The 481-nt window shown below is 45.7% G+C and carries 2 rRNA genes; both read right to left on the bottom strand.

The features are described 5' to 3' along the window. Nucleotides 1-155: ribosomal RNA gene (locus FN082_RS17815) — 23S ribosomal RNA — on the bottom strand; the annotation flags it as partial. Between the two features lie 208 nt (nt 156-363). Beyond that, a 16S ribosomal RNA gene (locus FN082_RS17820) occupies nt 364-481 on the bottom strand; the annotation flags it as partial.

Raw genomic sequence — 481 nt, forward strand, 5'->3', positions numbered from 1 at the left:
TAACGATAGTGCAACGAATTGCACTGGGTTTCCCCATTCGGACATCGCCGGCTATAACGGTTCATATCACCTCACCGACGCTTTTCGCAGATTAGCACGTCCTTCATCGCCTCTGACTGCCAGGGCATCCACCGTGTACGCTTAGTCGCTTAACCTCACAACCCGAAAATGTTTCGTAAAACACCCTCGTGTCGCGAAAATTTGAGAGACTCGAACACACCATTAACAGTGTGTCGTTTCAATTTTCAGCTTGATCCAGATTTTTAAAGAGCAAAATTTCACAATGCACTTAATAAGCACACTTTGAAATTCATCATTCATCAGACAATCTGTGTGAGCACTACAAAGGCAGGTTCTTTAAGGTAAGGAGGTGATCCAACCGCAGGTTCCCCTACGGTTACCTTGTTACGACTTCACCCCAGTCATGAATCACAAAGTGGTAAGCGCCCTCCCGAAGGTTAAGCTACCTACTTCTTTTGCA

Origin of the sequence: Klebsiella spallanzanii, from assembly GCF_902158555.1 — a bacterium.
Taxonomy (GTDB): domain Bacteria; phylum Pseudomonadota; class Gammaproteobacteria; order Enterobacterales; family Enterobacteriaceae; genus Klebsiella; species Klebsiella spallanzanii.